The sequence below is a fragment of the Candidatus Protochlamydia sp. R18 genome, assembly GCF_000648255.1.
Lineage (GTDB): Bacteria > Chlamydiota > Chlamydiia > Chlamydiales > Parachlamydiaceae > Protochlamydia > Protochlamydia amoebophila.
Genome location: NZ_BASL01000768.1, coordinates 1 through 739 on the forward strand (window position 1 = coordinate 1; position 739 = coordinate 739).

General features: G+C 31.4%; 1 pseudogene. It reads right to left on the reverse strand.

The window, feature by feature from the left end:
- Nucleotides 1-531: 531 nt before the first annotated feature.
- Nucleotides 532-739: pseudogene (locus tag TY19_RS13055) on the reverse strand (transposase); the annotation flags it as partial.

Below are 739 nucleotides of genomic sequence, written 5' to 3' on the forward strand. Positions count from 1 at the left end.
CTGTAAATTTTACCCTTTCTAATTTAATCAGTTTGGTTACATGATTGTTCTTTAGTATTTGATCGCTCTCCTAATTGCGTAGTAAACAATAAGGTGTGACAAATGCTAATTTTTTTAATTATTCTCAGCCTTCAAAAATTTATTTACTACGCAAATCTCCGAAGAACCTGAATTTTTAGAAATTTTAATATTTTCTTCAAGATTTTTATTTACAAACACAAATTTAATATATTTATTCCCAAGACGCTTTTCTATATCTTTTTCTGTTGTTTATCCTCATAAAAACCAATAGAGAAACAGTTTACATTACCCTTTCCAGCATAAAAAGGTCGCATAGTGCTGAAAAGAAGGACCAGCTTTTATCTCCAAAAACTTTCAAATATCCTCATTTCCCATTTTTAAAAAATAGAATCTGCCTTCCATGTAAGGTTCAATAGTCTTAATCAATTATTTAGCCCTTGTCTTCTTAAAATAACATGTTTTAAATTAGTTAGCTGAATTTTGGATTTATCTTTTTGATGTAGTCAATCATTCAAGACCTTGTTTCAAAAGCCTCTTTGAAAGCTCTTTCAAAATACCCCCCTCCCTTATCAACAAATAGTTTCCCAAAATCCCTTTCGGCAAAGTTTTGGTAATAGAAACATCAGCAACATTTCCAGGAGTTAGCTGGGAAAGCCAAGATTTCTCCTTTCTCATTGATCATGAGATGCAATTTAAACCCGAAAAACCACCCTGAAGT